Genomic DNA, 23,809 nt, shown 5'->3' on the forward strand with positions numbered 1-23,809 from the left:
GCCCCCGGCCGCGGCGCGGGACGGGCTGGTGGTGCGGCGGGTGCGGACGGCCGGGGATCTCGCGGGGTTCGCGGCGGTCGTCGCGGCGAACTGGGAGCCGCCCGCGGCGACCGTCACGCGCTTCTACGCCGAGGCGGCGGAGGCGTTGCTGCGCCCCGGGTGCCCGGCGCTGCTCTTCGTGGGCGAGGTGGCGGGCGAGGTCGTGGCGAGCGCGGAGGTGTTCCTGTCGGACGGGGTCGCGGGGCTGTACAACGTGTCGACGCGGGCCGGGTTCCGGCGGCGGGGGCACGGGACGGCGGTGACGCTCGCCGCGCTGCGGGCCGCGCGTGCCGAGGGCTTCGGGACGGCGGTGCTCCAGGCGAGCGAGGAGGGCGAGCCGCTGTACCGGGGGCTCGGCTTCCGGGCGTTCGGGGTCTTCACTGAGCACGCGGTGCTGCCGGTGCCGCCGGGCTGAGCGGGGCCGGGGGCGGGGCCCCGCGCCTCAGGCCCCGGCCTCGTCCGCGTAGTGGTCGGTCGCGGCGACGAGGTGTCCGGCCATCTCGGCGTTGGCGCCGTGGACGCCGTCGTTGACGACGTGCAGGGTCGCCTCGGGCCAGGCGGCGGCGAGGCGGTGGACGGCGCCGGTGAGGTTGCCGGGGTCGAGGAGGCCCTGGACGAGGGTGCCGGGGATGCCGCGCAGGCGGTGGGCCTCGCGCAGGACGACCTCGTCGCCGCCGACGAAGTGGTCCTGGCTCCAGTAGTGCGTGACGGTGCGGACGAAGCCGAGGCGGAAGCGGGGGTCCTCGTAGCGCGGTTCGGAGCGGGGCGGGGCGGGGATGATCGCGGTCTCCCAGTCCGTCCAGTCGCGCGCGGCGAGGGCGCGCACGGCCGGGTCGGGCGAGGCGAGGAGGTCGCGGTAGGCGGCGGCGAGGTCTCCGTCGCGCGCCTCTCGCGGCACTCCCGCGCGAAAGCGCGCGAAGGCTTCGGGGGAGTAGCGGCCGAGGCCCCGGGTCAGGACCTCGACCTCGGCGCGGCTGCCCGTGGCGACACCGGTGAGGACGAGGGCGCGCACGGGCCCGGGGTGCAGTTGCGCGTACCGCAGGCCGAGGAAGGAACCGAAGGAGACGCCCCAGACGAGCCACCGGTCGATGCCGAGGTGGGCGCGCAGCGCCTCCAGGTCGGCGATGAGGTGCGGGGTGGTGTTGGTGGCGAGATCGTGCGCGGGATCGGAGGCGTGCGGGCGGCTGCGGCCCGCTCCGCGCTGGTCGAGCAGCACGATCCGGTAGCGGGCCGGATCGAAGTAGCGTCGGAAGCCGGGCGAGCAGCCCGAGCCGGGGCCGCCGTGCAGGACGAGGGCGGGCAGGCCCTCGGGATTGCCGCAGGTCTCCCAGTACAGCTCGTGTCCGTCGTCGGTGGGGAGATGCCCGTGGGCGTACGGGGCGGAGTCGGGGTGCAGCGGTACGGGAGCGGGCATCCCGGCAGCGTACGAGAGCGGCGCGGGCCGGGGCGAGGGATTTGCGCTGCCCGTACCGCGCCGGTGCGGCACCCGTGTCGCGCCCGTACCGCGCCGGTGCGGTGCCCGTGCCGCCGTCCGCAGGACGAAGGGCCCTTTCGGGAGAGCCGCCCTCTCGGGATATCTTGATATCGAGCAATATTGAAAAGACGCGAAGCAAGACAGGCACGACCCGCACACAAGCAACATCAGCGGTACCAGCAGTACCCCGCAGCATCAGCAAGACCCGCAGTACCAGCAAGACGCAGACAGTGGAGACGGAGCGGAGCACCCGGTGACTGACTCGACCATCATCTACACGCACACCGACGAGGCGCCCGCGCTGGCGACGTACTCGTTCCTGCCGGTCATCGAGGCGTACGCCTCCACCGCCGGGGTCGGCGTGGAGAGCCGCGACATCTCGCTGTCCGGCCGCATCATCGCGAGCTTCCCGGAGTGGCTGGAGGAGGGCCAGCGCATCGAGGACGCCCTCGCCGAGCTGGGCCGCCTCGCGCAGACGCCCGAGGCGAACATCATCAAGCTGCCGAACATCTCGGCGTCGATCCCGCAGCTCAAGGCCGCGATCGCCGAGCTCCAGGCGCAGGGCTACGCGCTGCCGGACTACCCGGACGACCCCCGGACGGACAAGGACAAGGACGTCCGCGCCCGCTACGACAAGGTCAAGGGCTCGGCCGTCAACCCGGTCCTGCGCGAGGGCAACTCCGACCGCCGCGCCCCGGCGTCGGTGAAGAACTACGCGAAGGCGCACCCGCACCGCATGGGCGCCTGGACCCCCGAGTCGAAGACGAACGTCGCGACGATGACGAACGACGACTTCCGCTCGACCGAGAAGTCCGCGGTCCTCCCGGCCGACGACAGCCTGCGCATCGAGCTGAACGGCGACGACGGCTCGACGACGGTGCTGCGCGAGTCCGTACCCGTACTCGCCGGCGAGGTCGTGGACGCCTCGGTGCTGCGCGTGGCCGCGCTGCGCGAGTTCCTGACCGCGCAGGTCGCGCGGGCCAAGGCCGAGGGCGTGCTCTTCTCGGTGCACCTCAAGGCGACGATGATGAAGGTCTCCGACCCGATCATCTTCGGTCACGTCGTGCGCGCTTTCTTCCCGAAGACGTTCGCCGCGTTCGGTGACCAGCTCGCGGCTGCCGGCCTGACCCCGAACGACGGGCTCGGCGGCATCCTCAAGGGCATCGACGGGCTCCCCGAGGGCCAGAAGATCAAGGAGTCCTTCGAGGCCGAGCTGGCCGAGGGCCCCGCGCTCGCGATGGTCGACTCGGACAAGGGCATCACGAACCTGCACGTCCCCTCGGACGTCATCGTCGACGCCTCGATGCCCGCCATGATCCGTACCTCCGGTCACATGTGGGACAAGGACGGCAAGGAAGCGGACACGCTCGCCGTCATCCCGGACAGCAGCTACTCCGGCATCTACCAGGTCGTGATCGACGACTGCCGTGCGCACGGTGCCTACGACCCGGCCACGATGGGCTCGGTGCCGAACGTCGGCCTCATGGCGCAGAAGGCCGAGGAGTACGGCAGCCACGACAAGACCTTCGAGATCCCGGTCACCGGCACCGTCCGCGTCCTGAACAAGGCCGGCGAGGCCGTGCTGGAGCAGGCCGTCGGCGCGGGCGACATCTTCCGCATGTGCCAGACGAAGGACGCGCCGATCCGCGACTGGGTCAAGCTCGCCGTGACGCGCGCCCGCGCCACCGGGACCCCCGCCGTCTTCTGGCTCGACGAGACCCGCGCCCACGACGCGCAGCTCATCGCGAAGGTCAAGCAGTACCTCCCGGAGCACGACACCGAGGGCCTGACCATCGAGATCAAGTCGCCCGAGGACGCCATCGCGTACTCCCTGGAGCGCATCCGCCGCGGCGAGGACACCATCTCGGTGACCGGCAACGTGCTGCGCGACTACCTCACCGACCTCTTCCCGATCCTGGAGCTGGGCACCAGCGCCAAGATGCTCTCCGTGGTCCCGCTCATGAACGGCGGCGGCCTCTTCGAGACCGGTGCGGGCGGCTCGGCGCCGAAGCACGTGCAGCAGCTCGTCAAGGAGAACTACCTGCGCTGGGACTCGCTCGGCGAGTTCCTCGCGCTCGCGGTGAGCTTCGAGCACCTCGCGCAGAAGACCGGCAACGCGCGCGCCCAGATCCTCGCGGACACCCTGGACCGCGCCACCGGCACCTTCCTCAACGAGGACAAGTCGCCCAGCCGCAAGCTCGGCGGCATCGACAACCGCGGCAGCCACTTCTACCTCGCCACGTACTGGGCGCAGGAGCTGGCCGCGCAGACCGAGGACACGGAGCTGGCCGCCGCCTTCGGCCCGCTGGCCGAGAAGCTCGCGGCCGACGAGGAGAAGATCGTCGGCGAGCTGATCGCCGTCCAGGGCTCCCCGGCGGAGATCGGCGGCTACTACCGCCCCGACGCCGCGAAGTCGGCGGCGGTCATGCGTCCGTCGGCGACCTTCAACGAGGCGCTGGCGTCGCTGAAGGGCTGATGCCGGCAGGGCGCGGTGCGGGCTGGTGCCTGTGCGGCGTGTGACGGGCCGGCGCCCGTCGATCACGGCCCCGTGTGCCTTGCGCATGCGGGGCCGTGGTGCGTTTCGGGCCCGGTCGCGGGGGTGGGCGCGGGCCGGGGCCTACGGTGGGGGCATGGTGCTGGGTGACGGGGTCCACGACGGTGCGGGCGGGGACCTGCACGTGCTCGACGCGGACATCACGCGGTGCCGGGCCTGCCCGCGCCTGGTGGCCTGGCGGGAGGAAGTGGGCCGGGTGAAGCGGGCGGCGTTCGCGGACGAGGAGTACTGGGCGCGGCCCGTGCCCGGTTTCGGACCCGAGGACGCGCGGCTGCTCGTCCTCGGACTCGCCCCGGCCGCGCACGGCGGAAACCGTACGGGGCGGATGTTCACGGGCGACCGCGCCGGCGACGACCTCTTCCGCGCCCTGTACGACATCGGCCTCGCGAGCGCGCCGCGCCCCCGCGCGGCCGACGACGGGCTGCGCCTGCGCGGGACCCGGCTGACGTCCCCCGTGCACTGCGCGCCACCGGCGAACAGGCCGACCCCGCAGGAGCGGGACACGTGCCGCCACTGGCTGGTGGAGGAGCTGACGCTGCTGCGGCCGACGCTGCGCGCGGTCGTGGTCCTCGGGGGGTTCGGCTGGCAGGCGGCGCTCCCGGCCTTCGCGGCGGCGGCCTGGGAAGTACCCCGCCCGCGCCCCGCCTTCGGCCACGGCGCCCGGGTGCGGCTGCCGGCGCGGGACGGGGGCGCTCCGCTCGACGTGTTCGGGTGCTACCACGTGAGCCAGCGCAACACGTTCACGGGACGGCTGACCCCGGAGATGCTGCGGGCGGTGTTGCGGGAAGCGGGGCGGGAGGCGGGGTTGGGGGAGGCGGAGCGCTGAGGTGCGACGCGCTCGGGGGTGACGTGAGGTGGGGGCCTCAGAGGGCGTCGGAGGCCACCGCGTCCGGGGCCGGGGGGAGGGCGCTCGCCGCGGGACCGGGAGCGACGTGAGGGGCGAACCTCACGGCGCGTCGGAGATCTCCGCGCCGGGGATCGGGGTGAGACCGCTCGCCGCGAGGAAGGCCGGGAAATCGATCGTGGTTCCGCCCGTGCCGTCGTCCCACGTGGCGAGGACGGCTGAGCGGCCGTCGCGCCAGGACTCCTCGGTCCACCGCTCGGGCTCGGGCCCCGGGTGGCGCTCGACGGTGCCCCTGCCGCGCCGGTAGTGCAGCAGCAGGTACTGGCCCTCGGGGGTCCAGGCGTCCCATTGGGCGGGCGAGCCGGCCCCGGTGCGTACGACGCGGGCGAGGGCGCGGTGCGCGGGGTCGGGCGGGGTGCGTAGATCGTACGAGCAGAAGACCTTGTCGTAGCGGCGGGCGCCGACCGCGACGAAGGCGGGAAGGCGGCCGTACTCGGTGAAGCCGAGGGAGCGGTAGAGGCTCAGGGCGCGGGTGTTGTCGCCGCGGGCGTCGAGGGTGAGGACCTCGATACCGGCGGCGCGGGCCTCGCTGACGAGGGCTTCGGTGAGCGCGCGGCCCAGGCCGCGGCCCGCCGCGGCCGGGTCGACGGCGAGTTTTTCCAGGTCGGCGTGGGGGCGGTGGGTGGGGCGGGAGTAGCGGCGCCACCAGCCGAGACCGAGCAGGCGGGGTCCGTCGTACGCGGCCCACAGCGCCGCGTCCCCCTGCGCGGCCTCTCCGCACACGGCGTCGAGCAGTGCGGCGATCTCGTCGTAGGCGGGCGGCTCGGTCCAGCCGAGGGCGGCCCCGTCCCGGACGAGGGAGGCGAGCAGGGCGTGCGCGGCGGGGAGGAAACCGGGCTGGGCGCGGGCTTGGGGGGCGGGGAGGAGGCGGGGGTGGGCCGGGGCGGCGGGGGCGGGCTGGGTGCGGGTTTCGGGGGGCGGGGGGAGGCGGGGGTCGTGGGTGGGGGGCGGGGTGGGCATGGGTGGGAGGGTAGCTTTCGCGCGCAGGGGCCGAGGACAGACCCCCGCCCTCCCAGGGGGGCGCCCCTGCATCAATTCTTCCAGGCCCCGGCCCCCCTCCCCCGCCACCCGCCCAAATCTGTGGATAACTTCGCCGAAGCCAGAATTCCTCTCACCCGAAAGCGTGGTGACCGTCCGGAGTGGTCCGCTCCTGGCGTACTCCCCCGCCGGGCCGGGCCCTTCGTCGGTGGTGCCGTCTAGGCTCGGGGGCATGGTGAGCGAGGTGGGGACGGAGTCCGGAAGTGTGCGGGTCGATGTGTGGCTGTGGGCGGTGCGGATGGTGAAGACGCGCTCGGCGGCGACGGCGTCCTGCCGGGCCGGGCACGTACGGATCAACAACGCCCCGGCCAAGGCGGCGGCGGCCGTCCGGGTCGGCGACGAAGTGCGCCTGCGGCACGAGGGGCGCGACCGGGTGCTCGTCGTACGGGGCCTGCTCCGCAAGCGCGTCGGCGCGCCCGTCGCGGTCACGTGCTACGAGGACAACAGCCCACCGCCGCCGCCCCGCGCGGCCGTCGCGCCGGCCGGTGTCAGGGACCGGGGAGCGGGCCGGCCCACCAAGCGCGACCGGCGCGAGATGGAGCGGCTGCGTGGCGCCGGCCTGGGGATGCCGCAGCCGCCGTCGTACGAGTGGGAGGCGGGACGGGACCGGGGCTGAGCGAGCCGAGAGGCCGACCGGGCACGGCACACTCCCCGGCCCGGCTCCCGGCACACCTCCCACCCCGGCATACGAAACCCGGCCGCCCACCACACGCACCCCGCACCAGGCCGCCCACCACGCGCCACCCCACCTCGGCACCTCGCGCACCCACGCCCTCTCACCCTCCCTGCACGTCCCCCACCGTCGAGGAGCCGATGATGTCCGCCGGGGCCAGGTCGCCCGGGGGGATGCCGGGGTGGTGGGCGGTGGGGTGGGTGGCGTCACGGGCCGGGCCGAGGGCGAGGCGGGAGACGATGCGGTAGCGATCGCCCCGGTAGACGGAGTGGACGTACTCGACCGGACGGCCGGTCGTATCCGTCGTGAGGCGTTCGATGAGGAGGGCCGGGGAGAGGAGCGGGACGTCGAGGACGTCGGCCTCGGCCTCGTTGACGACGGTCGGCTCGATGGACTGGGTCGCCTCGTGCACCTCCACCTGATGGCTCTCGCGGAGGTGTTCGTACAGGTCACCGGCCTCCAGTTCGGTCGCCGACAGGCCGGGGACGAGCTCTTGCGGAATGTGGAGGTGCTCGATGGCCATGGGGTGGCCGTCGACGAGGCGCAGCCGGGCGATGTAGACGAGACGCGCGGCGGGTGAGAGGCGCAGCCGACGGCCGATGCGTGCCCCGGCCTGGATCACCGAGTGCTCCAGGACGCGGCTCGACCACGTGCCCTGCGCGAGTGGCACCGAGAGCGTGCCGTCGTCCGAGACGAGCTCCTGGGTGATCTTCGCGGGGGCGACGAACATGCCGCGCCCGTGCTCGCGGCGGAGCAGCCCGGTGGCGACGAGTTCATCGACGGCGGCACGCAACGTCGGGCGCGAGACGCCGAGTTGGGCACTGAGCGTCCGCTCCGACGGGATCGCCTCGCCGGGCGCCCGCGCCTCCACCAGCGAGAGCAGGTACTCCCGCACCCGCTCCCGTTTCGGCACCGCACCCCCTCCGGAACCGGCCCCACCCCCGGAACCACCGGCCACCCCCGCACCGATCGCCCCCGCACCAGCCGCGGCCGGGCCCCCACCCCCGGAACCACCACCCGACCCGGCGCCACCGGCCCCGGCGCCACCCGCGGCCCCACCCCGAGCGACGGCCCCGGCCTCACCCCCCGCCGCAACCTCGGCCACAGCCTCCCCGCCCACTCCCGGCACTCCCCCCGCCTCGTGCTCCGCCATCGTCGCTCGCCTCCCCTTTCGCCTCTCGCCACCACTACGGCCCCGCACACCGGCCAACCAGCCGGCCCGACCAGCCACCAGCCACCAGCCACCAGCCACCAGCCACCAGCCACCAGCCACCAGCCACCCCATCATGACGGCCGATCCACCGACTTGACCAGTGAACCCTACTGGTCAGGCAATCGGCACAACATCCCCGCACCTCCTCACCCCTCCCACCCCTCCCCCACCCCGACGCACCCCTCGTCGCGCCCGTCACCCTCACCCCCCACCCCCTCATTTCCCAAGCCGCACAAGGCTCTTGACGCCACCGCCCCCTTGTGTCACCTTCTTGCTCACCCACTGACCAGTGGTCAACTGGTCAACTCCTTGATGAGGTGCCCATGAAGCTGCGGCTTACCACTCCCCCGCTTGTCCTCGCGCTGAGTCTCGCGGGACTCGCGGGTCTGACCTCCTGTTCCGACGACGGCGACAGCGGCAGCGGTGGCGGCTCCGGGACGGCCAAGAGCCCGGAGAAGGTCACCGTGTGGGTCATGCGGGACAGCGTCTCCGAGGACTTCCTCGGCCGGTTCACCAAGGACTTCGAGCAGCAGCACCGGAAGATCAAGCTCGATGTCCAGATACAGGAGTGGGACGGCATCGGCGAGAAGGTCACCGCGGCCCTCGCCAGCAACGACGCACCCGACGTCATCGAGGTCGGCAACACGCAGGTCGCGCAGTACGCGGCGAGCGGCGGGGTCAAGGACCTCAGCGACCGGGTCACCGACCTCAAGGGCGCGGACTGGCTGCCCGGTCTCGCGGAGCCGGGGAAGATCGACGGGAAGCAGTACGGCATTCCCTGGTACGCCGCCAACCGCGTCGTGCTCTACAACAAGGACCTCTTCGCCAAGGCCGGCATCAAGAAGCCCCCGGCCACGCGGGACGAGTGGCTGAGCGATACCCGCAAGCTCGACAAGGGCAAGACACAGGGCATTTACCTCCCCGGGCAGAACTGGTACACCCTCGCCGGGTTCATCTGGGACGAGGGCGGCGACCTCGCGGTCAAGGACGGCGACTCCTGGAAGGGCGCGCTCGACTCCCCCGAGGCGCTCAAGGGCATGGCCTTCTACAAGACCCTCCAGTCGCTCGGCAAGGGACCGAAGGACTCCGACGAGGCGAAGCCGCCGCAGGCCGACGTCTTCGCCAAGGGCGACGTCGCGCAAGTGATCTCCGTGCCGGGCGGCGCGAAGATCGTCGAGGAGTCGACGCCCGCGCTCAAGGGCAAGATCGGTTTCTTCCCCGTGCCGGGCAAGGACGCGGGCAAGCCCGGCTCCGTCTTCACCGGCGGTTCCGACCTCGTGATCCCGGAAGCGTCCGCGCACCAGGACGCCGCCTACGAGGTGATCAAGGCCCTCGCCGGGACGAAGTGGCAGACGGACATGGCCAAGACGATGAGCTACGTGCCCAACCGCACGTCGCTCTCGAAGGTCGTCGCCGACGACGAGGGCACCGCGGCGATGGCCGCGGGCGCCGCCCAGGGCCACGCGACGCCCAACTCCCCGGAGTGGGCCGCCGTCGAGGCGACCAACCCGATCAAGGGCTACATGACCGCCGTCCTCACCGGCACGGACCCGGCGAAGGCCGCGAAGGACGCCTCCGCCTCGATCACCAAGACCCTGAAGAAGTGAGCAACACCCACGGCGCGCTCCGGGGTGCGCGCGGGCGCACCCCGGAGGCCCCCCGCGCCGCCGCACCCCCCGCGCCCGAAGGAAGCGAGCCGGGCGGCGAGAGTCCACGGGCCGGACGGAGCGCCCGGGACCCGCGCGGCGCACGGGGTGCCCGCGCCCGCCTCGCCGCCCTGTGGCCGTACCTCCTCGTCGCCCCGACCGTGCTCGGCGCCGCGCTCCTGCTCGGCTACCCCCTCGTCCGCAACCTCGTCATCTCCTTCCAGCACTTCGGGATGGGCGAGCTGATCCGCGGCGGGGCGATCGGGGCCGGCTTCGGCAACTACCAAGAGGTGCTCAAGGACCCGGAGTTCTGGCGGGTCGTGCGGCGCACGCTGCTGTGGACGCTCGTCAACGTCGTGCTGATCCTCGGCCTCGGGACGCTCGTCGCGCTGCTGCTGCGCTCGCTCGGGCGCGTCTCGCGCACGCTCGTGCTCAGCGGCCTCGTCCTCGCCTGGGCGAGCCCCGTCATCGCGACGACGACGGTCTTCCAGTGGCTCTTCTCCTCGCGCCTCGGCGTCGTCAACTGGGCGCTGACGAAGCTCGGTCTCGACTCCTTCCACGACTACGCGTGGTTCGCGCACGGCCCGGCGACGTTCACCGTCCTCGTCCTGCTCATCACGTGGCAGTCCGTGCCGTTCGTCGCGATCACGCTGCATGCCGCGCTGCTCACCGTCCCCGCCGAACTCACCGAGTCCGCGCGCATGGACGGCGCCGGGGCCTGGCGGATCTTCCGCTCGGTCACCCTGCCGCTGCTGCGGCCCGTCTTCGGGCTCGTGCTGTGCCTGGAAGTGATCTGGGTCTTCCGCTGCTTCGCGCAGATCTGGGCGCTGAGCAAGGGCGGCCCCGACTCGGCGACCACGACACTGCCCGTCTACGCCTACCAGGTCGCGCAGGCCCTGCACCGTTACGACCTCGGCGCCGCGATCTCCACCCTCACCGTGCTGCTCCTGGTCGGCGTCCTCATCGCCTACCTGCGCAGCATGTTCCGCCAGGAGCAGGAGGCCGAGTCATGACCGCCCCCGCGGCCCCGCCGCTGCCCGCCATCACACCGGTGAAGGCCCGGCCCGCCCCGAGGCCCGCGCGCAACCGCCGCCTCACCCGCACCGCCCTCCGCGGCCTCGCCGCCGCCGTCGTCTTCGTCCTGAGCGTCTTCCCCGTCTACTGGATGGTCCTCACCGCGCTCAAGCCGAACGCGCAGATCCAGTCCGAGACGCCGGTCTTCTTCCCGACGAGCCTCACCTTCGACCACTTCTCGGACGCCGTGCACGCGGACGGCTTCTGGGGGTTCTGGCGCAACAGCCTGCTCGTCACGGCGAGTTCGGTCCTGCTCGCGCTGCTCGTCGCGCTCGCCGCCGCCTACGCCGTGGCCCGGCTGCGCTGGCGCGGGCGGCGCGCGTTCATCCTGCTCGTCTTCGTCGCCCAGGTCGCCCCCTGGGAAGCGCTGCTCATCCCGATGTACATCATCGCGCGGGACGCCGGGATGCTCGACCGCCTCTCGATGCTCACGCTCGTCTCGTTCATGCTGACCCTGCCCTTCACCATCGTGACGCTGCGGTCCTTCCTCAGCGGCATCCCGCCCGAGCTGGAGGAGGCGGCCCAGGTCGACGGCTGCACCCGCGCCGCCGCCTTCCGCCGCGTCACGCTTCCGCTCCTCGCCCCCGGCCTCCTCGCGACCTCGCTCTTCGGCTGCATCACGGCGTGGAACGAGTTCGCCTTCGCCAACATGCTGATCATCAAGAACCAGGACGACCGCACCCTGCCCGTCTGGCTCTCCTCCTTCTCCAACGTCTTCGGCACCGACTGGGGCGCCACGATGGCCGCGTCGACGCTCTTCGCACTGCCCGTCCTCATCCTCTTCCTCGTCCTCCAGCGCCGCGTCGGCGCCGGCCTCACGAGCGGAGCGGTCAAGGGCTGAGGCCCCCGAGCACCCCACGGCGAGGCCGGTACGTGGCGAAAGCCGCCGCACCCGTACGGGCCGCCACCACCGAAGCGCCCCGCGCCGTCCCGCCATGCCCGCATGCCCGTACCCCCCTCGAAAGGCTCCCGTATGCCCGCCCCCCGCGAGCCCCTCGCGCTCGTGCCCCGGCCGCTGAAACTCGCGCGCCGCTTCGGCAGCTTCGCCCTCGGCCCCGACACGGCCGTCCGTATCGCCCCCGGCGCCGAGGGTGCCGCCGCGCTGCTGCGCGAACTGCTCACGCCCGCGACCGGCTTCCCCCTCCCCGCGGCGCCCGACGGGCAGATCATCCTCGCGCTCGACACCGCGCTCGGCGGCACCGGCGAGGAGGGGTACGGGCTCACGGTCGCCCCCGACGCGGTGCTGCTGCGCGCGGCCCGCCCGGCCGGGCTCCTGCACGGCGTGCAGACACTGCGGCAGCTCCTGCCCACCGAGGCGCTGGTGCCCCGTCCGGTCCGGGCGGAGCGCTGGGAGTTGCCCTGCGTGGAGATCACCGACCGGCCGCTGCTGTCCCACCGCGGCTTCATGATCGACGTGGCGCGGCACTTCCAGCCCGTCTCGTGGCTGCGCCGGCTCGTCGACCTCCTCGCCCTGCACAAGCTCAACGTCCTGCAACTGCACCTCACCGACGACCAGGGCTGGCGCATGCCGGTCCCGGCGCTGCCCCGCCTCACGGAGGTCGGCGGCGTGCGCGCCGAGACGCTCGGCGACGGGGTGCCGCACGGCGGCGCGTACACGACGGCGGAACTGCGCGGCCTCGTCGCGTACGCCGAGGCGCGCGGCGTCGAGATCGTCCCGGAGATCGAGGTGCCCGGGCACACGCGCGCCGCGCTCGCCGCGTACCCGCACCTGGGCAACGACCCGGCGCGGACGCTCCCGGTGTGGACCCGGTGGGGCGTGTGCGACACGGTGCTCGGCATGGGCGAGGAGTCCCTCGACTTCGTCCGTACGGTCCTGGACGAGGTCATGGACGTCTTCCCCTCGCCCCACGTGCACGTCGGCGGCGACGAGTGCCCGACCGCCGAGTGGCACCACGCGCCCAGCGCCCTGGACCGGGTGCGCGCCGAGCGGCTGCCGGGGCCGGACGCGCTGCGCGGCTGGTTCCTCGCACGGGTCGGGCGGCACCTCGCCGCGCACGGCCGCGTCCCGCTCGGCTGGAGCGAGAACGGCACCGACCTGCCGCCCGGATTCACCGTGCTGCCCTGGCGCGACGTGGACCACGGCCTCCTCGCCGCCCGCCGCGGCCACCAGGTCATCACCTCCGCCTACCGCATCAGCTACCTCGACTACCCGCAGCGCCCGGGGCCGGGCGAGCCCCCCGGCCAGCCCGGGCTGCTCACCCTGCGCCAGGTGTACGAGGCCGATCCCGTCCCGCCGGGGTGGGAGCCCGAGGCCGCCCGGCAGGTCGTCGGACGGCAGGCACAGCTGTGGAGCGAGTACGCGCCCACCCCGGACCACCTGGAGTACCTCGCCTTCCCCCGGCTCACCGCGCTCGCCGAGCGCGCCTGGTCGCCACGGCGCGACTGGGACGACTTCGGCGCGCGCCTCACCCGCCACCGGCTCCGCCTCGACGCCCTCGGCGTCCGGGGCGCGGACCGGTTCAGTGACACCCCACCCACCGGAGAGGAAACCGGCTGATGTCCCCCCTGCCCAGCAGCACATCGCACGCCGTCCCCGGTACCGCCTCCCGTCCCGCCCGCCGTCGCAGACTGCTCCTCGCCGCGGCGCTCGGCGCGGGGCTCGTCGGCTCGGCGCTCACCGCCCTGCCCGCCCAGGCGGCCGGGGAACCGGTCACCGTCCAGTACCGGCAGAGCTCCACCGGGGCCGACCAGGCCGAACCGTGGTTCAAGGTCGTCAACTCCGGCAGCGGCTCGGTCAGTCTCAGTCAGGTCAAGCTGCGGTACTACTTCCGCTCCGACAACGCCGCCGCCTACCGCTTCGCGTGCTCCTGGGCCGTGAAGGGCTGTGCCAACGTCACCGGCACCTTCGGCACCCTCGCCCACCCCACCTCCACCGCCGACCGCTACCTGGAGATCGGCTTCACCTCCGGCGCGGGCACCCTCGCCCCGGGCGCCGACACGGGCGACCTCCAGCTCCGCTTCTACCGGGCCGACTGGGGCCCGCTCAACCAGAACGACGACTACTCCTTCAGCGCCGCGAAGACCTCGTACGGCGCCTGGGACAAGGTCACCGCGAGCCTCAACGGCACCCAGGTCTGGGGCACGGCGCCCGAGGGGAACGACCCGACCGACCCCACCGATCCCACGGACCCGACCGACCCCACCGACCCGCCCGGTGACGGCGCCACGCTCTTCGACGACTTCTCCTACACCTCCTCGACCGACCCTTCGATCGACGCGCACGGCTGGAGTGTGCGCTCCAACTCCGGCGGGCCCGGGGTCGCCGGGGCCACGTGGGACCCGCGCAAGGTGACCTTCCCGAAGGACGGCACCAACACCGTCATGAACCTGGAGACCTCCACGGCCGGCACGGGCGAGTCCACCGTGCACACCGAAGTCCTCACCAAGGCCACGAAGTTCAAGAACGGCACCTACGCGGCCCGGGTGAAGTTCTCCGACGCGCCGAAGAGCGGCCCCGACGGCGACCACCTCGTGCAGACCTTCTTCACCATCAACGCCCTCAAGGCCCCGATGGACGACGACTACGGCGAGTACGACTTCGAGTACCTGCCCAACGGCGGCTGGGGCGAGAGCGGCAACATCATGTACACGACCTCCTGGGAGACCTACCGGCCCGACCCCTGGGAGGCCGTCAACCAGCACACCGAGTCCCGCCAGTCCTACGCGGGCTGGCACGACCTCGTCCTCACCATCGACAACCAGCGGATCACGTACTACATCGACGGCACCGAGTTCGGCACCCACGACGCCAAGTACCTGCCCGAGACGCCCATGTCGATCAACTTCAACCAGTGGCTCATCGACCTCGCGGGCCAGACCTCGACGACCCGGCGCGCCTACGACGAGCAGATCGACTACGTCCTGCACGTCAAGGACCAGGTCCTCACCCCGCAGCAGGTGAACACGAAGATCGCCGCCTACCGCACGGCGGGCACGGCCTTCGAGGACACCGTCCCCAACTCCTGAGCGCCACCCCGGGCGGAGCGGGCGCATCCGGAGCACGCGCATCCGGAGCACGCGCCCTTGGAGCGTCCGCTCCGCCCGGGGCCTCAGGCCGCCACGGCCCGCCACCACACACCGTCCGCGCTCAGCCGCTCCACCGCACGCAGCCCCTCCTCCGCGAGCACCCCGGCGAAACCCTCGTCGTCCAGTGGTCGCGAGAGGAAGGTCTGCGTCCAGGTCGCGTCGGCGAAGACGTACTCGGCACGCACCTGGCGGACCCCTTCGGCGTACGGCACGGAAGACACGATCCGGGTGGTGTGCCCCGGGTCGCGCCGCTCGCGCGGGAGGCCGTCGTGGGCGTCGGCGGGCTCGCGCTGGAGGAGCAGGCTGCCGCCCGGCGCGAGGTGGCGGCGGCAGGTACGCAGCAGACCGCGCCGCACCTCCGCGTCCCCCGCGTGGACGAGGAAGGAGGCGAGCAGGACCACCGGGAAGGTCTCCCCGAGGTCCAGCCGCTCGATCGGGGAGCACACCGTGCGCGCCCCGCGCACCTCGGCGAGCATCGCCGCCGACTCGTCCACCGCCGTCACGTCGAAGCCGCGCGCCACCAGCGGACGCGTGACGCGGCCCGCGCCGCAGCCCAGCTCCAGCAGGCGCGCGCCCGGTGGGGCGACCGAGGCGATGACGTCCGGCTCGTCCCGCACCGGGAGGCGCTTGTACAGCTCGACCGCGCAGCCGTCCGGGGTCAGCGCCCCCGGGCCGCTCGCCCCGTACCCCGGCCGGTACGCGGTCGTGGTCCCCTCATCGGCCATGTGCCCGCTCCCTCCCTCGGCGCCGCCTCCTCGCGCGGCGCTCCTGTCCGGGCAACGGCTCGGCGGCGGGCCCGGTTCCCCCGTTTCCCTTCCTCACCCGATCGAGGTACACCGGAAGGAGAGCCCCTACGAGGGAGCGGTGAAAGTCATGCCTGCTGGAACGCACCACGTGCACCACCACCGGACCTCCGCGGCCGCCGGTGGCCATCTGACCAGGGCGAACACCGAGCGTCCCGGGCGCAGCGGCACGGAGCCGCTCACCGCGCGCAGCCCGCTGGGCCTGCGGCTGGCGCTCAGCGTGTGGGGCGAGGTGGTGACGATCGCGGCGACCGTGGTCTTCGTCCTCACCGGGCACCCGGGGTGGGCGGCCGTGAGCGCGGCGTTGTGGCTGCTCGTGACGGTCGACCTCGTCGTCGTCTCCGTACGCATGCGCAAGAACCGGCAGCCGCCGTCCCCGTGGCGCTGAGCCCACGAGCCCGCGCTCAGCCCCTCCCGGTCCCTGCTCCCGTGCCGCCCGCTCAGCCCTGATCCGCCCCGCCGGGCCCGCCGAACTTCGCCGCCCGCAGGTAGTCGGGTCGCGGGTCCAGGGCCGCCGCGAGGCGGAAGTGGCGCTGGGCCGCCTCGGGGCGGTTGGCGCGCTCGAAGGTGCGGGCGAGGGCGAAGTGCGCGAAGGCGTTGTCCGGCTCGCGCTCCAGGACCAGGCTGAATTCCAGCTCGGCGCCGCGCAGTTGCGCCCCAGCGAAGAAGGCGCGGGCGCGCAGCAGGCGCGCGGCGGTGTTCTCGGGGTGCGCGGCGATCACGTTGTCGAGCAGCTTGATCGCACCGCGCGGGTCCTTGGCGGCGAGCAGTTGCTCGGCGGCGCGGTAGTCGATGACGTGGTCCTCGGGGCTGTTCGCGGGCACAGCGGGTCCCTCCTCTCCCGGCACGGGCGCAACACGTGAGCGCCCGCGCGTATTCCTCCCCCGTGGGGCGCGCGCTCAGTCCCCCGAAGGAGGCCGCTCCGGCGACCGGCCCCGTGCCCGCCGCTCCAGCACACCCCACACCTCGCGCACACGCGCGGCCAGCTCCTCGCGCGTGCCGTCGTTCGGGATCACGAGGTCGGCGGCGGCGAGGCGCTGCTCCCGGGTGGCCTGCGCGGCCATGCGGGCACGGGCGTCGGACTCGCTCATGCCGCGGTCGCCGGTCAGGCGGCGCAGTTGCGTGGCGGGGCTCACGTCGACGACGAGGACGAGGTCGTAGAGGGACTGGAGACCGTTCTCGACGAGGAGGGGTACGTCGTTGACGACGACGGAACCGGGCGGGGCCGCCGCCTGGAGGGCCGCGGAGCGTTCCCGTACGAGCGGGTGGACGATGCCGTTGAGGGTGCGCAGGCGCGCGTCGTCGGAGAAGACGAGCGCGCCGAGGCGTGGCCGGTCGAGGCTGCCGTCCGGGGCGAGGACCCCGGGGCCGAAGGCGGCGACGACCGCGGCGAGCCCGTCGGTGCCCGGCTCGACCACCTCGCGGGCGATCCGGTCGGAGTCGATCAGTACGGCCCCGTACGAGACGAGCAGCCGGGACACCTCACTCTTGCCGGCGCCGATTCCGCCGGTCAGCCCCACCGAAAGTACCGAATGCATGAGCGCAGCCTAGATCCTGCCCCGAAAGCGCCCGAGCGCGGCCCGGTGCGCGCGTCCCCCGCTCGTCGGGGTTCTCAGCCGTGCGGCGTCGCACACCATGAGACGTCCCCCGCGCTCACCCGCCGCTCAGGCGTCCCCCTCCCGTTCGGCGAGGAACTGTTCGAACTCGCGGCCGATCTCGTCGGCGGTCGGGATGTCGACGGGCTCGGCGAGCATGTTGCCGCGCGCTTGGGCCCCGGCCGCCGCATCGTACTGGTGCTCCAGGCCCTGGACGAGCGAGACGAGTTCCTCGTCGCCCTCGCGGACCTGCCGCTCGATCTCGGTCTGGGTGCGGTGGGCGTCGTTGCGCAGGGAGTGGACGAGTCCGGGGAGGACCAGCCCGGTCGCGGCGGTGAACGCTTCGAGCGCGGTGAGCGCGGCGTCCGGGTACGCGGAGCGGGCGAGGTAGTGCGGGACGTGCGCGGCGATGCCGAGGATGTCGTGGCCCGCCTGGCCGAGGCGGTACTGCACGACGGCGCCCGCGGAGCCGGGGACCTGGGCCTGCTCGAAGGGGCTCGGGTGGCCGGGGACGAGGTCGCTGCGGTTGCCGTGCGGGGTGAGGCCGACGGGGCGGGTGTGCGGGACGCCCATCGGGATGCCGTAGATGTCGGCGACGAGGCGGACGCCGAGGCGCTCGACGATCTGGCCGACGGCGGCGGCGAACCGCTCCCACTCGACGTCCGGTTCGGGGCCGCTGAGCAGCAGGAAGGGCGCGCCGGTGGCGTCCTGGACGAGGTGGACCTCGATGACCGGCTCCTCGTAGTCCGTCCACCGGTCGCGGCGGAAGGTGAGCAGCGGCCTGCGGGCCCGGTAGTCGACGAGGCGGTCGTGGTCGAAACGGGCGACGACCTGGTGCGGGAGCGTGTCGAGCATGCGCTCCACGATCTGGTCGCCGGTCTCCCCGGCGTCGATGTAGCCGTCGAAGTGGCACAGCATGACGAGCCCGGCGGACTCCTGGGCCAGCGCGGTGTCGACCACCGCCAGGCCCTTCGGCACCCATGAGTACAAATCCTGCGGATCAAGCACGGTAAGGCCCTCCGGTCCTCTCTTACTCCGTGGACGAGAACGCCGGGGGCGGCACGGAACATTCCCGCACCGCCCCCCTTGATCACACTTGATCACATCCGGTCGGGGAACCCGGGCGAGGGGTCCGCCCCGAGGCCACGCCCCGCCCTCCCCGCTCAGCCGTTGAGCACGCGCCGGTGCAGGCTCCCCACGACCTTGCGCGCCGAGGAGAACGCGCCGTGCTGCCAGGCGTCGAGATAGCTGAGCCAGTCGCCCGCGAAGTAGACGTGCCCGGCGGGCTCGTTGAGCGGTGCGAAGGCCGGTGCGTCGGGGCCGCCGGCGAGCGAGTGCCAGGACGCTTCGAGGTAGGGGGTCTGCCGCCAGTGGTGCGAGAACGACGAGGTGAGGTGCTTGCGGTAGGACTCGCCGTGGATCTTGACGCCCTGCGCGACGGCGCGCGCCTCGCGCTCCTTGGGGGTGAGCGCCGCGTAGGAGTCGGCGTGGGTGCCGGTGTTGTAGTAGCCGATGAGGAGGCCCCGGTCCTCGTGGTAGCCGTGCGAGGGGTACCAGATGTGGTCGAGGTCCATGTCGGTCTCGGTGATGCCGCCGTAGAGGCGGTGCTCGGTCTCCCACCAGCGGGTGCGGTACTCCAGGCCGATCTTCCCGGCCGAGGAGGGCTTGCACGCCTCCAGGGCGCTCTGCACCGCCGGGCCGAGGTTGTGGGAGGTCTTGGCGAGGATGTTGGGCGGCAGCGCCGCGACGCAGTAGTCGGCGTCGACGCGGTGCTCGCGACCGCCCCGCGTGTACGTGACGGTGACGCCGTGCGCCGTGTTCTTGAGGTCGGTGACGGCGGCTCCGGTGCGGATGCGCCGCTCGCCTATCGCACGCGTGAGCGCGGCGGGTATCCGGTCCATGCCGCCGACGGGCTGGAACATGAGCATGGCCTGGTCGTAGCCGAACTCGAAGGAGAAGTAGCGGCCGACGTTGGAGGCGAAGACCTCGGACACGGCGGCGGGGGAGCCGAGTTCCTCGCCGGGACTGCCGGCCGCGCCCGGGTCGGTGAGGTAGCCGCGGCGCTCACTGCCCTTGTACGCGCGGTCGGCTCCCAGGTCGCCGAAGGACTTCAGGAAGCTCTGGAGGCGTTCGCGGTCGTCGGCGGTGAGTTCCTTGTCGAGGGCGCCGCGGTCGGTGGCCTTGGCGAGGAGTTCGGAGACGTAGCCGTAGACGTCCGCTTTCGCGGTGCGGTAGCGGACCGGGGTCTTCATCCCGGCCTGCTCGTTGTAGAGGTAGGCGCTCGCGTTGGTGTTGGTGAAGACCTCGATGGGGACGCCGAGTTCGCGACAGTAGTCGAGGGTGATCATCCACTGCGCGATGCGGCCGGGACCGGCGTTCATGTACTGGCCCGGGGAGAAACGGGCGGTCTGGCGGTGGCCGTTCAGGTCGACGGTGGTGTCGCCGCCGCGCACGGTGAAGTTGCGGCCCCCGGTGCGCTCGCGGGCCTCCAGGATCGTGCAGTCGTAGCCGGCCTTGCCGAGTTCGTAGGCACAGGCGAGCCCGGCGATGCCGCCGCCGATGACGACGACCTTGGCCGCCGCCTTGCCGCGCAGCGTGAAGTCGCCGGTGCGCGGCGCGGTGAACGCGGGTTCGTGGCGGGCCGCCGCGGCGGCGTCGGGGGCGAGCCCGAGGGCGCCCATGGTGGCGAACATGACGCCCGCGCCGCCGGTCACACCGACGTTGCGCAGGAAGGAACGACGACTCGTACCGGGCTGCATCTCTTCCACGTGCGGCTTCCTCTCCCTCGGGACACGCACCGGTGGCGGCCGGGCGTGATCTTGGATGGCGAGGAGCTTCGCAGCGGGGCGTTACGGAGCGGGGCCCGCAGGTGTATCGCACACGTTTCCGGTTGTTACGAGACCGGAGCGGCCCGCGGGACGGGCCGGACGAGCCGCACCGGACCCGGACGAGCCCGCACACGACGGAGTCCCGGCCCCCACCGGAAGGGGGACCGGGACTCCGTACTGCTACTGCCTACCGTTCCCGGCGTTTACCCGACGCCGGGAAGAGGTTCAGCTCTGGCCGCCGGCCAGCTTCTCGCGCAGAGCGGCGAGCGCCTCGTCGGAGGCCAGGGCACCCGACTGGTCGCCCGTGTCCGAGGAGTACGAACCGCCGCCGCCACCGTTGCTGGTGGAGGCACCCGCAGCGGCCGGAGCCGCCTCGGTGCCCTCGGCCGCGGCCTGCTCGTCGGCCTCGCGGGACTTGATGACCTGGGCCTGGTGCTGCTCGAAGCGGGTCTGGGCCTCGGCGTACTGGCCCTCCCACTCCTCGCGCTGCTTCTCGTACCCCTCGAGCCAGTCGTTGGTCTCGGGGTCGAAGCCCTCGGGGTAGATGTAGTTGCCCTGGTCGTCGTAGGACGCGGCCATGCCGTACAGGGTCGGGTCGAACTCGACCGAGGCCGGGTCGGCGCCGAAGGCCTCGTTGGCCTGCTTCAGCGAGAGGCTGATGCGGCGGCGCTCCAGGTCGATGTCGATGACCTTGACGAAGATCTCGTCGTTGACCTGGACGACCTGCTCCGGGATCTCCACGTGGCGCTCGGCCAGCTCGGAGATGTGGACCAGGCCCTCGATGCCCTCGTCGACGCGGACGAACGCGCCGAAGGGAACGAGCTTGGTGACCTTGCCGGGGACGACCTGACCGATCTGGTGCGTCCGGGCGAACTGCTGCCACGGGTCTTCCTGCGTCGCCTTGAGCGACAGGGAGACGCGCTCGCGGTCCATGTCCACGTCGAGAACCTCGACCGTGACCTCCTGGCCGACCTCGACGACCTCGGAGGGGTGGTCGATGTGCTTCCAGGACAGCTCGGAGACGTGCACGAGACCGTCCACGCCGCCCAGGTCCACGAAGGCACCGAAGTTGACGATGGAGGAGACGACGCCGGAGCGGACCTGACCCTTCTGGAGGGTCGTGAGGAAGGTCTGGCGCACCTCGGACTGGGTCTGCTCCAGCCAGGCGCGGCGGGACAGGACCACGTTGTTGCGGTTCTTGTCCAGCTCGATGATCTTCGCCTCGAGCTCCTTGCCCACGTAGGGCTGGAGGTCGCGGACGCGGCGCATCTCGACCAGGGAGGCCGGGAGGAAGCCGCGGAGGCCGATGTCGAGGATGAGACCACCCTTGACGACCTCGATGACGGTACCGGTGACGATGCCGTCCTCTTCCTTGATCTTCTCGATCGTGCCCCAGGCGCGCTCGTACTGGGCGCGCTTCTTGGACAGGATGAGCCGACCTTCCTTGTCCTCCTTCTGGAGAACAAGGGCCTCGATCTCGTCGCCGACCTTGACGACCTCGTTGGGGTCGACGTCGTGCTTGATCGAAAGCTCGCGGGAGGGGATGACGCCTTCGGTCTTGTAACCGATGTCGAGCAGGACCTCGTCCCGGTCGACCTTCACGATGACGCCGTCGACGATGTCGCCGTCGTTGAAGTACTTGATCGTCTCGTCGATCGCGGCGAGGAAGGCTTCCTCGTTACCGATGTCGTTGACCGCTACCTGCGGGGTGGTGGCGGTGGTCTCGGTGCTGCTCGTCATGTGGGTAAGGGCTCCGGTACGGACATTGAAGTCGTAGGCACTGCTAGCGCTGGAGCCCATTTCGCACTGTGGAGCCCGAGCGGCGCGGGGCCGCCGCCCCCAGGGGCCGGCCGCCTCGAACCGCGAGACAAACAACAGTTGCGAGCACCGCCTGCTAGGTCTGAGGAGCGCAGGCTCGCAGCGCAACTTGTAGCATACGGGGGCAGCCGGACAGGGTCAATGCGCGAAGGCGCCCACGCGAGGGCGATCCCCGCATTCCCGGCACACGACGCCCCGACGCCCGCCGTACGGCGCCCCCTTGAGGGGCCGGCGGCGAGGGCTGGGGCGAACAGTACGACGATGGAGCACATCATCCAAGCCCCCGAGATCCCCTTCGACCCGGCGGACGAGACCGCCGGGGACGAGACCGTCACGGCCACGCGGCGTGCGGCGAGCGTCACCGAGAGCAGCCGCGCCAATCGCGGCTGGTGGAACGGCAACGCGGACGAGTACCAGGCCGAGCACGGCACCTTCCTCGGCGACGACCGCTTCGTCTGGGGCCCCGAAGGGCTCGACGAGGTGGAGGCGCAGCTCCTCGGCCCCGCGGAGGAGCTGGCGGGCAAGGACGTCCTGGAGATCGGCGCGGGCGCGGCCCAGTGCTCGCGGTGGCTCGCGGCGCAGGGCGCCCGCCCCGTCGCGCTCGACCTCGCGCACCGCCAGCTCCAGCACGCGCTGCGCATCGCCGAGGAGCACTCCGCGCGCTTCCCGCTCGTCGAGGCGGACGCGAGCGCGCTGCCCTTCGCCGACTCCTCCTTCGACGTGGCCTGTTCGGCGTACGGGGCGCTGCCGTTCGTCGCCGATCCGGTACGGGTGCTGCGCGAGGTGCGGCGCGTGCTGCGGCCCGGCGGACGCTTCGTCTTCTCGGTGACCCACCCGCTGCGCTGGGCCTTCCCCGACGAGCCCGGCCCCGAGGGCCTGAGCGTCTCGGGCTCGTACTTCGACCGCACGCCGTACGTGGAGGAGGGCGAGGACGGCGAGGCGGTGTACGTGGAGCACCACCGCACGGTCGGCGACCGCGTCCGCGACGTCGTGCGCGCGGGCCTGCGCCTCGTGGACCTCGTCGAGCCGGAGTGGCCGGAGTGGAACACGCAGGAGTGGGGCGGCTGGTCCCCGCTGCGCGGGCATCTCATCCCGGGCACGGCGATCTTCGTGTGCGCGAAGGACGCCTGAGGGCCGCCCGCCCGGCCGCTGCGCGAGACTTGGGCCCGTGATCCGTACCGCCGCGCTCGACGCCCTGCCCGTCCGCACCGCCCTGCCCGCGCTCGCCACCGCGTTGTACGGGGAGGGCGCGGGCGGTACGGCGGTGCTCACCGCGCCTCCCGGCAGCGGCAAGACGACGCTCGTGCCGCTCGCGCTCGCGGGGCTGCTCGGGGACGGGACGCCCGCGCGGCGAGTGCTCGTCGCGGAGCCGCGCAGGATCGCGGTGCGGGCCGCCGCGCGGCGCATGGCGTGGCTGCTCGGCGAGGAGGTGGGCGAGCACGTCGGCTTCCGGGTGCGCGGCGAGCGGCGCACCGGCCCTCGGACCCGCGTCGAGGTCGTCACGACGGGCGTCCTGCTCCAGCGGCTCCAGCGCGATCAGGAACTCGCGGGCGTGGACCTCGTGATCCTCGACGAGTGCCACGAGCGGCACCTCGACGCGGACACGGCGACGGCCTTCCTCCTGGACGTACGGGCGGCGCTGCGGCCCGAGTTGCGGCTGCTCGCCGCCTCGGCGACGACGGACGCGGAGGGCTGGGCGCGGCTGCTCGGGGAAGGCGGCGCGCCCGTCGTGCGCGCCGAGGGGGTCTCGTACCCGGTGGAGACGGTGTGGGCGCCGCCCCGGCGGCCCTTCCGGCCGCCGCACGGGCTGCGCGTGGACCCCGCGCAGCTCCAGCACGTCGCGGCCGTCGTGCGGCAGGCGCTCGCCGAGCGGACCGGGGACGTGCTGTGCTTCCTGCCGGGGGTCGGGGAGATCGCGAAGGTCGCGGGGCTGCTCGCCGGGGAGCCGGAGCTGGACGTGCTCCAGGTGCACGGGCGGGCTCCGGCCGAGACGCAGGACGCGGTGCTCGCGGGTCCGGGCGCGCGGCGCAGGGTCGTGCTGGCGACCTCGGTCGCCGAGTCCTCGCTGACCGTGCCGGGGGTGCGGGTCGTCGTGGACGCGGG

General features: G+C 72.9%; 20 protein-coding genes and 1 pseudogene. 12 read left to right on the forward strand and 9 right to left on the reverse strand.

Translation table 11 applies throughout. The annotated features are described in order from the left end of the window. The coding region (locus G3I42_RS27830) for a GNAT family N-acetyltransferase (RefSeq protein WP_164290467.1) at positions 1-454 on the forward strand (454 nt) is incomplete at its 5' end. A 27-nt stretch (positions 455-481) separates the two neighbouring features. Here the strand turns inward: G3I42_RS27830 and pip are convergent. Next, complete coding sequence (gene pip, locus G3I42_RS27835; protein ID WP_164290469.1) at positions 482-1,453, reverse strand: prolyl aminopeptidase; 972 nt, start codon at positions 1,451-1,453, stop codon at positions 482-484. A 313-nt stretch (positions 1,454-1,766) separates the two neighbouring features. Between pip and G3I42_RS27840 the strand changes: the two genes are divergently transcribed. Continuing rightward, on the forward strand, positions 1,767-3,989 hold the full coding sequence (locus G3I42_RS27840) for an NADP-dependent isocitrate dehydrogenase (protein WP_164290471.1): 2,223 nt from the start codon (positions 1,767-1,769) through the stop codon (positions 3,987-3,989). Between the two features lie 154 nt (positions 3,990-4,143). Further along, entirely contained in the window at positions 4,144-4,893 is a 750-nt protein-coding gene (locus tag G3I42_RS27845; RefSeq protein ID WP_164290473.1) for a uracil-DNA glycosylase, read from the forward strand. 432 nt (positions 4,894-5,325) lie between these two features. Here the strand turns inward: G3I42_RS27845 and G3I42_RS27850 are convergent. Then, positions 5,326-5,931 (reverse strand): annotated as a pseudogene (locus G3I42_RS27850) (N-acetyltransferase); the annotation flags it as partial. A gap of 250 nt (positions 5,932-6,181) precedes the next feature. On the opposite strand from G3I42_RS27850, the gene G3I42_RS27855 reads away from it, so the two are divergent. After that, positions 6,182-6,625: a S4 domain-containing protein gene (locus G3I42_RS27855; protein WP_164290475.1), complete on the forward strand. Its 444-nt coding sequence runs from the start codon at positions 6,182-6,184 to the stop codon at positions 6,623-6,625. Positions 6,626-6,785: 160 nt separating this feature from the next. On the opposite strand, the gene G3I42_RS27860 is transcribed toward G3I42_RS27855, so the two are convergent. Beyond that, positions 6,786-7,595 carry a GntR family transcriptional regulator gene (locus G3I42_RS27860; protein WP_164290477.1) on the reverse strand — a complete coding sequence of 270 codons (810 nt, stop codon included), beginning with the start codon at positions 7,593-7,595 and terminating at the stop codon, positions 6,786-6,788. Positions 7,596-8,218: 623 nt separating this feature from the next. On the opposite strand from G3I42_RS27860, the gene G3I42_RS27865 reads away from it, so the two are divergent. The 5 genes from G3I42_RS27865 (at position 8,219) to G3I42_RS27885 (ending at position 14,602) form a co-directional block, all read left to right on the forward strand. After that, positions 8,219-9,502 carry an extracellular solute-binding protein gene (locus tag G3I42_RS27865; RefSeq protein ID WP_164290479.1) on the forward strand — a complete coding sequence of 428 codons (1,284 nt, stop codon included), beginning with the start codon at positions 8,219-8,221 and terminating at the stop codon, positions 9,500-9,502. 170 nt (positions 9,503-9,672) lie between these two features. Further along, positions 9,673-10,554 (forward strand): sugar ABC transporter permease, encoded by an 882-nt coding sequence (locus G3I42_RS27870; protein ID WP_164290503.1) that lies wholly within the window; start codon positions 9,673-9,675, stop codon positions 10,552-10,554. Then, a complete protein-coding gene (locus G3I42_RS27875; RefSeq protein ID WP_164290481.1) occupies positions 10,551-11,456 on the forward strand; it encodes a carbohydrate ABC transporter permease in 906 nt (301 codons plus the stop codon). Before G3I42_RS27870 ends, G3I42_RS27875 begins: the two co-directional genes overlap by 4 nt. Positions 11,457-11,588: 132 nt before the next feature. Beyond that, a complete protein-coding gene (locus tag G3I42_RS27880) occupies positions 11,589-13,133 on the forward strand; it encodes a beta-N-acetylhexosaminidase (RefSeq protein ID WP_164290483.1) in 1,545 nt (514 codons plus the stop codon). Next, positions 13,133-14,602, forward strand: a complete 1,470-nt coding sequence (locus G3I42_RS27885; protein WP_164290485.1) for a cellulose binding domain-containing protein — start codon at positions 13,133-13,135, stop codon at positions 14,600-14,602. Before G3I42_RS27880 ends, G3I42_RS27885 begins: the two co-directional genes overlap by 1 nt. Before the next feature lie 83 nt (positions 14,603-14,685). On the opposite strand, the gene G3I42_RS27890 is transcribed toward G3I42_RS27885, so the two are convergent. Continuing rightward, positions 14,686-15,387, reverse strand: coding sequence for a class I SAM-dependent methyltransferase (locus G3I42_RS27890; RefSeq protein WP_164290486.1), 702 nt, complete (start codon positions 15,385-15,387; stop codon positions 14,686-14,688). A gap of 148 nt (positions 15,388-15,535) precedes the next feature. Between G3I42_RS27890 and G3I42_RS27895 the strand changes: the two genes are divergently transcribed. Beyond that, the gene (locus G3I42_RS27895) at positions 15,536-15,853 is read left to right on the forward strand and encodes a DUF6343 family protein (protein ID WP_203607441.1); all 318 of its coding nucleotides are present in this window, start codon (positions 15,536-15,538) and stop codon (positions 15,851-15,853) included. Positions 15,854-15,905: 52 nt separating this feature from the next. Here the strand turns inward: G3I42_RS27895 and G3I42_RS27900 are convergent, their stop codons facing one another. From G3I42_RS27900 to rpsA, 5 genes are all read right to left on the reverse strand, one after another. Continuing rightward, a complete protein-coding gene (locus G3I42_RS27900) occupies positions 15,906-16,289 on the reverse strand; it encodes a tetratricopeptide repeat protein (protein ID WP_164290488.1) in 384 nt (127 codons plus the stop codon). Positions 16,290-16,364: 75 nt separating this feature from the next. Continuing rightward, positions 16,365-17,003 carry a dephospho-CoA kinase gene (gene coaE, locus G3I42_RS27905; protein ID WP_164290490.1) on the reverse strand — a complete coding sequence of 213 codons (639 nt, stop codon included), beginning with the start codon at positions 17,001-17,003 and terminating at the stop codon, positions 16,365-16,367. Positions 17,004-17,129: 126 nt separating this feature from the next. Next, on the reverse strand, positions 17,130-18,068 hold the full coding sequence (locus G3I42_RS27910; RefSeq protein ID WP_164290492.1) for a PAC2 family protein: 939 nt from the start codon (positions 18,066-18,068) through the stop codon (positions 17,130-17,132). Between the two features lie 155 nt (positions 18,069-18,223). Continuing rightward, positions 18,224-19,828, reverse strand: a complete 1,605-nt coding sequence (locus G3I42_RS27915) for a flavin monoamine oxidase family protein (protein ID WP_164290494.1) — start codon at positions 19,826-19,828, stop codon at positions 18,224-18,226. Between the two features lie 285 nt (positions 19,829-20,113). Beyond that, positions 20,114-21,628 (reverse strand): 30S ribosomal protein S1, encoded by a 1,515-nt coding sequence (rpsA, locus tag G3I42_RS27920; protein WP_164290496.1) that lies wholly within the window; start codon positions 21,626-21,628, stop codon positions 20,114-20,116. Positions 21,629-21,967: 339 nt separating this feature from the next. Here rpsA and G3I42_RS27925 point away from each other — a divergent pair, with 339 nt between their 5' ends. Next, the gene (locus G3I42_RS27925) at positions 21,968-22,837 is read left to right on the forward strand and encodes a class I SAM-dependent methyltransferase (protein ID WP_164290498.1); all 870 of its coding nucleotides are present in this window, start codon (positions 21,968-21,970) and stop codon (positions 22,835-22,837) included. A gap of 37 nt (positions 22,838-22,874) precedes the next feature. Continuing rightward, a partial coding sequence (locus tag G3I42_RS27930; protein ID WP_164290500.1) for a DEAD/DEAH box helicase occupies positions 22,875-23,809 on the forward strand: 935 nt, incomplete at its 3' end.

The sequence above is a fragment of the Streptomyces sp. SID11385 genome, assembly GCF_010548245.1.
In the GTDB taxonomy this organism is placed as follows: Bacteria; Actinomycetota; Actinomycetes; order Streptomycetales; family Streptomycetaceae; genus Streptomyces.

Excerpts from the sequence above, each read along its gene's own strand:
- rpsA (WP_164290496.1), bottom strand. The coding sequence starts at position 21,628 with ATGACGAGCAGCACCGAGACCACCGCCACCACCCCGCAGGTAGCGGTC.
- G3I42_RS27845 (WP_164290473.1), top strand. The coding sequence starts at position 4,144 with ATGGTGCTGGGTGACGGGGTCCACGACGGTGCGGGCGGGGACCTGCAC.
- G3I42_RS27875 (WP_164290481.1), top strand. The coding sequence starts at position 10,551 with ATGACCGCCCCCGCGGCCCCGCCGCTGCCCGCCATCACACCGGTGAAG.
- G3I42_RS27885 (WP_164290485.1), top strand. The coding sequence starts at position 13,133 with ATGTCCCCCCTGCCCAGCAGCACATCGCACGCCGTCCCCGGTACCGCC.
- G3I42_RS27925 (WP_164290498.1), top strand. The coding sequence starts at position 21,968 with ATGGAGCACATCATCCAAGCCCCCGAGATCCCCTTCGACCCGGCGGAC.
- coaE (WP_164290490.1), bottom strand. The coding sequence starts at position 17,003 with ATGCATTCGGTACTTTCGGTGGGGCTGACCGGCGGAATCGGCGCCGGC.
- G3I42_RS27890 (WP_164290486.1), bottom strand. The coding sequence starts at position 15,387 with ATGGCCGATGAGGGGACCACGACCGCGTACCGGCCGGGGTACGGGGCG.
- G3I42_RS27880 (WP_164290483.1), top strand. The coding sequence starts at position 11,589 with ATGCCCGCCCCCCGCGAGCCCCTCGCGCTCGTGCCCCGGCCGCTGAAA.
- pip (WP_164290469.1), bottom strand. The coding sequence starts at position 1,453 with ATGCCCGCTCCCGTACCGCTGCACCCCGACTCCGCCCCGTACGCCCAC.
- G3I42_RS27855 (WP_164290475.1), top strand. The coding sequence starts at position 6,182 with ATGGTGAGCGAGGTGGGGACGGAGTCCGGAAGTGTGCGGGTCGATGTG.
- G3I42_RS27865 (WP_164290479.1), top strand. The coding sequence starts at position 8,219 with ATGAAGCTGCGGCTTACCACTCCCCCGCTTGTCCTCGCGCTGAGTCTC.
- G3I42_RS27895 (WP_203607441.1), top strand. The coding sequence starts at position 15,536 with ATGCCTGCTGGAACGCACCACGTGCACCACCACCGGACCTCCGCGGCC.